Source organism: Longibacter sp. (genome assembly GCF_051155795.1).
In the GTDB taxonomy this organism is placed as follows: domain Bacteria; phylum Bacteroidota; class Rhodothermia; order Rhodothermales; family Salinibacteraceae; genus Longibacter.
In genome coordinates this window covers 1-5,946 of sequence record NZ_DAXETW010000033.1, presented here as the reverse complement: position 1 = coordinate 5,946, position 5,946 = coordinate 1, and the positions used below count along the sequence as shown (strand labels likewise).

Annotated in this window: 3 protein-coding genes; 2 read left to right on the top strand and 1 reads right to left on the bottom strand. The window is 64.0% G+C overall.

The window, feature by feature from the left end:
* Window positions 1–1,440, bottom strand: a 1,440-nt coding sequence (locus tag ACFCU0_RS04410) for a tail fiber domain-containing protein (protein WP_434972453.1), incomplete at its 3' end; no start/stop codon positions are given.
* A 695-nt stretch (window positions 1,441–2,135) separates the two neighbouring features.
* Between ACFCU0_RS04410 and ACFCU0_RS04405 the strand changes: the two genes are divergently transcribed.
* Together ACFCU0_RS04405 and ACFCU0_RS04400 are read left to right on the top strand one after the other, a co-directional pair.
* On the top strand, window positions 2,136–5,351 hold the full coding sequence (locus ACFCU0_RS04405; protein WP_434972452.1) for a hypothetical protein: 3,216 nt from the start codon (window positions 2,136–2,138) through the stop codon (window positions 5,349–5,351).
* A 314-nt stretch (window positions 5,352–5,665) separates the two neighbouring features.
* The coding region (locus tag ACFCU0_RS04400; protein ID WP_434972451.1) for a hypothetical protein at window positions 5,666–5,946 on the top strand (281 nt) is incomplete at its 3' end.

Sequence of the window (5,946 nt, the reverse complement as noted above, 5' to 3'; positions counted from 1 at the left end):
CGTTCGGCGGGTGTCGCGGTTTAGCCGCTCGTAGGCCTCGCTGTCTGCTCCGGCTTTTTGGAGCACCTTCAGGGTCTGGTGGCCCTCGTCCGTGAGCTGCACGGCGAAGGTGGTCTGGGCGTGCGCGACGGGGGCGGCGAGAATACTCCCGATCACCAGCAGGCCGGTCGCCAACAGACCGGTCAGGGTCTTGATGCCTGACAGAGCGTCGAAGCGCCGCCACACAATGACGCCACCGGCAAGCAGCAACAGCGCGAGCAGACCGCCGAGGGGGGCCGACGCGCCCCATCCAGCGTACGCGGCCTCGTCCGTCTCTGCCTGCTCCAGCCGGGCCAGTCGCTTCTTGATGGCGTCGTTCTCGTTGCGCAGCGACGCGACCCTGGCCTGCTCCGCCTCCAGCCGATCGATTTGCTTCCGCTGCTCCTGTATTTGCGACTGCTGGTCTTGCAGGCCCTTCAACAAGACCGCCGTGAACTTCGAGTAGGAAACGGAGAGATGCCCGCTCGCGCCCTCGCTGACGAGCGCGGGAAATTGCGCCTGCACTTCCTGCGCGATGAGGCCGACCTGGGTGCCCGACGGGTGGGTGCGCTCATCTTTGAATCGGAAGCGCACCGGCTCAATCTCGCCGAGAGGTGCCAGGACGCTGTTGCCGAGTGGCTGGATCTGTGTCTTGAGGCGGCGGTCGGAGTTTTCGGTCAGCGTGCCGCTGATTTCGAGATTGCCGCTCTGGTCGAGCACCAGTGCGTCAGAGGGGTTGCCAAACGTTCCGTTTCCCGCGACCAGAAGCGTGCCGTCCGCCGACGTGTTGGCTTCGTTTAGTTTCCCCATCGAGAGGGAATATGCGGTCGCCGCCGTCGTGCGATCGCCCATCGCCGTGGATATATCGCCGCTTGCAGTCGTGCGGTCTCCCATCGCTGTTGCGACAAGGCCGCTGGCAGTTGTCTCGTTGCCCATCGCCGTGGCGGCAAGACCACTGGCAGTTGTCTCCTTGCCCGACGCCGTGGCGATGAAGCCGCTGGCGATCGTGCTTTGGCCCATCGCAGTAGATCGTTCGCCGCTGGCGGTCGTCCTATCGCCCATCGCCGTGGCGGCATATTCACTGGCCTTCGTGTCTAGTCCAAACGCCACCGAGTTGAACCCGACGTTAGTAGCGTCCCACTGGCTGCTGCTTACGTCCCCAGCACGAAAGGCGGTCTTGCCCGGATACCACATCAGCCGTGCGCCAACCCCTTCAGCGGGGATCACGCCGTTTCCTTCTCCCGCATAGGCCGCGAAGCCGCCGTCCTCGAAGACCGTCAGCACGGAGTCGCCGTCGGCGTTTTCGATCTTGGTGACGGGCACCGGTTGGGCATGGCCGTCATCGGGAATACAGACGAGGGCCAATGCCAGAAACGCGAAGATGAGAAGGAACGGAGTGAATCGTGAATAACCTGGACTCATGAGGAGGCGGTGTATTTCCAGAAAGAAGGGGGCGTCTGCGGTCGCCGAGCGGTTGCACGGTGCGCTGGGCGACGCGAATGGAGATGCGCAAAAAATGGCGTAGTCGAGGAGTCGGCCTCGGCAGGCAGCGAACGTCCCTCGCCGCCTTGAACCTCTTCCACGTCCGGAAACGGACACGGAAGAACCGATGCCTCCCTCACTATTGCATGCAAGAAATCACCGTCGAATGGGTCAGGCACATCGGACGAGTGGCGTTCTTTTAGAGCCAGTTACGCTATCGTGACACTTGAGTGCGTGAATGTCTCATGTGCGGCCGCCGGAGGCCGCTGCGGGCAAACTTGACAGTGCCAGTACCGGTGACGATGCGTACCTCGGAATCGCCGCGGAGGCACATTCACGTGAACACGAGATGAAGCAGCGCGTGTGCACAGCTACATCACGCACCCGGTCCTTTCCGCGATGATCACGGCATGTCCATCACGGTGGCGCACCCTGTCCTATCAGGATCGGTGGAATGAGGCGCATGTGACGCCTGCGATCGAAGCACGCTATGCATCGTCGAATGCAACCGTCGATAGGCAGTCGGTCCTGCCGCACTGAACGGCCTGAGATAGGTCAACGGCCGCTGCAAGGGCTAACATCGGTGCTCTTTTCTCTTCTCTGTCCGCTTTCCTCTCTCTCCCCGGCCCTCTCTCATGTCCGATGAATCGACGTCCGACGAATCGATACCTGATAAACCGAGGCAGGAGGAGTCGTCGCCTGACGAGTCGCTTGCCGCGTCGCTCCTCGCGCTTTTTGACGGCGCCATCGACCGCCGCACCTTTCTGAAACGCAGCACCGGTCTTGCAGGAAGCGCCGCGCTCGCGGCCACGCTGCCGGGATGCGTTTCTGGCTGCGAAGGGGAGCCCCCGAAAATCGACGGCCCGATGCCGTACGCCGTCTGGGAGCAGATGCAGCAGGTCCTCCGCACCTCCCCCGACCACTTGCCGGCCCAGGCCGATCGACTCGTTGAAGCAGGCGACCCCGAAGCGATCTTCCGGTTCGTTCGTGACCGCATTGCCACCTATCCGCCCCCGACGTCGTACTGGGGGACGAACGACCTCGTAAACGGCGTGCGATGGGGGACACGTGCGACGCTGCGCGGAGGAGCTGGCACGCCTCGCGAAAAGGCTGAATTATTGGCCGAACTGTACCGGCGCGCAGGTCTGGACGCCGATGTCGTGACGTCGCAGGATGTACGCTCAGAGAGCGAGCGTGAGGACGCCTTCTATCAACCCGCACACAACGCCTTCGCGCCGGAGGTCGATCCGGAAACGGTGACGAACTGGCGCAAGGAGCTGGGTCTTTCCGAAAGCGCTGCGACAGATGCCATCCCACGCATCGACGTAGAAGGCCAGGAAAGTGCCGCTCTTGCAGAACGCCTTCTCGATGTGCTTCCCGAGGACGCCGAGGCAGCCGAACCCTTCAACGCACAATGGCAACAGGCCGTGGGCGTAAGGGTGAACGACAAAAGCGGCTCGCAGCGCTATGCCAACCCCTCGCACCCGAGCGCCTCCCTCGGTGCTCCGCCGGTGGAAAAAGAGAAGCTCACGCCCGCTGATGACGCCACCGACCCGCTTGCAGTAAACGTCACCCTGGAAGCTGCCGTCTCGTCTGCCCCGCAGGAGCGCTTCGAACTCGTCAGCGGGCAGTGGACGGCGGATGAGGTGGCCGGACGGCAACTCCTCATCCGCATGGCGCCGACAATGGAACTGGGCGAGCTGCTCGAGGCACGTCTCAACGACGTGCGCGTTTTTGCTCCACTTCTGGCCCTTCAGGCGCCGGACCTCTCGAAGGAAGAAGCCGCCAAACTTTCTGAGCGAGGCGACGCCATCACGATCACGGGCGACCGCCTCGAAGCCGATGACGACGGCACGCTCACGTATAACGGGCGCGCGCTGCAACGCCCCGGCGACACCCCCGACCCCGCGAGCGTCGAAACCATCGAAATGCAAGCCACGGCAGAGCATTTTCCAGAGGTGACGCTTGAGGTGCGCCCTCTCGATGCCGACGGCGAGGTCGTCAGCGGACTGCCGGCCTCTGCTTTTTCGGTAAAAGACGAGGGCGAAGCGGCCGGCTTCACGCTCAGCTCCAACCGCGACGCGCCCATCGTGCGCATCCTTGCCGACCAGTCCACGAGCATGCCGGAGCCGTTCCGCGGCGAGAGCATGGAGCAGCTCGTGGACACTGTTCGCGAACAGGTGCTCGCGCAATATCCCGACGCGGATGTGCGATTCAAAGAGACCGACTCCGATCAATGGACTGCGCTCAAGGATGCTGCCCGTGGCGACGCCAACATCATTGTCTACGCCCACGACGGAGAACCCACCGATGGCCTCAATGACGACATTCGCCGTGTGCTGGAAAGCGGACCGCCGGCCGTTATCCTGGATGTAACGGACCGTTTGGCCACGAACCGTGCCAACGGAACGACAACTCCCTTTGACGAAATGGCCGAGGCTACCGGCGGGGCGGCGTTCCCCGTCAGCGGGGGTGAGCGTGAGGCCGCGCGCAACGTCATTCTTGACTACCTGGACGCGTTCGAGGTAACGGACCCGTATCGGCTAACGTACCGCGCGCCTTCCGAGTCGACAGGCGAGCGTACCGTGCACCTTCGCCTCAACGGTGGCGGCGACACCGAAAGCACGACCTCCTACACGGCGGAGGGCGTCGAACCCCCCGTTGAGCTCAGCAGCCTCCACCTCACCGTGAAGGTTGGAGACACCGAGGTAACACGCACCCTCGCCGGGTGGGACGAACAGGGCGAGGGGGGGCCCACCGACGCAGACCTCCGCGCCGTGCGCGGAGCGCTCTTCGGCACGCACCTGCTTTCATTCGAGGCTGCTGCGCCCTCTACGGCCATCGTCGTCGACGACTTCCTGTCTGCCAAGATCACGCACAAGTCCGTCGACCTGGCGGCCCGCGAAGGAGCCGGCCTTCAACGCATACAAAAGAAGCTCCGCGAGGGGACGCGCTTTCTCCCCAGCGAACCGCTGCTGTTGCACGCCCCACTGCCCGCTCCCACCGACGGCAGCGCACGCACCTACGAGACGGGCCTGCGCGCCGTCCTCTTTAGCTCACACTTCACCTTCGGTGAGGATTACGTGAGCACCCGCGCTGACGTGCTACCCACTGCCGGCTTCACCACCGCCGCGCCGGATCGCCGCGTCGCGTTCCGCCGCACGCTACGGCAGACGGCGCGCCTGGCCGTCGCCGAACAGACACTCTTTTCCGAAACCACCCGCTCACGCCTGGCGGGTCGACCGCTCCGAACGCTCAACACGTACACCCCCTACTACTATGATGCGTCCGATATGCCCGACGAGCAGAAGGCACCGTGGCGGCGCGCTGCGCGCAATGCCTGGACGCAGCGGGATCAGTATTTCCTCGGTCCAGAAGACGGCGAAGGCCCACCTGCCTTCTGGAGCGTGACGCAAGACACCGGTTCGCTCCTCGGCCTGCTCGCCGACGGCAGCGGCGGAGGGAGCCGACGCGAGCGTATCGAAGCGTCCATCGACGCGCTGTCACAAACCTTCGCGGTCCTCAACCTCTACGTTGGCGGTGCAGTATCTGCCGGCGCAATCAATCCCATCGGCGGGGTCGCGCTCAGCGCCGTGGCTCTTCACGGGCAGGTACTCGCGCGGATGTACGGCGGCGCGGCGATGGCTGTTGCCCTGATGGATGCCTCTGAGTTGGACCGCTATGCACGACGCGCGGTGCTGTTCGCCGCCTGCGAAGCCAGCAAGATGCTGATCCTGGGCAGCTTCAGCGGCGGATACAGGGTTGCCGAGCGTGCTGCGGAGGCTGTTGGAAACGTCGATGACATGCTTGGAGCCACCGGTGCGCCCAATCCGTTCTCCTGTCCGGGATGAGCTCCGCAGCCCGGTCGTTCACCGCGTGTGACGCGTTAAACCGTCGATGTGGTGTCGGTCTGACTCCCCAATCCATCGGATGCCGGGTACTCAGAACGGAACGCCTGTTCCTGCGCTCGTCGAAGCAGGAATGTCTTTCGACGCAATCGCACCGAACGGCGCATCATGTCGACCCAGGGCGAGCGCTGGGTGAGAGAAGATCGGCCCATCCGCAAGGAGAGTCCGCGATCGGGCGAGTAACATCATGGCGTCGCAGGGCGTGTCCCCTCATGAGGCGTTCGATGACTCCGGCTCATGTGCGCACCGCCAGATCAATGACCGATTCGCCCGTCCCGCCCGTCCATCACCTCACGCACCAGCGCACCGTCGGAGCGACGATGCTGGTTGCTTTGCTCGTGGCGGCATTGACCGCCGCTCCGGCATTTGCCCAGGACTACGGGCTTCAGCCGGCGCCGGATACGCTGACGCAGTCGATCCTCATTCACCCGCCGATCGATGCGACGGAGGGCGGTTTTTCCCTGTCGACCCGAGAGCACACGTACAAGTCGCAGCTCCGCCTGGGCGATCAGCTGGCGCGCGACTTCGGGGTAAAAAA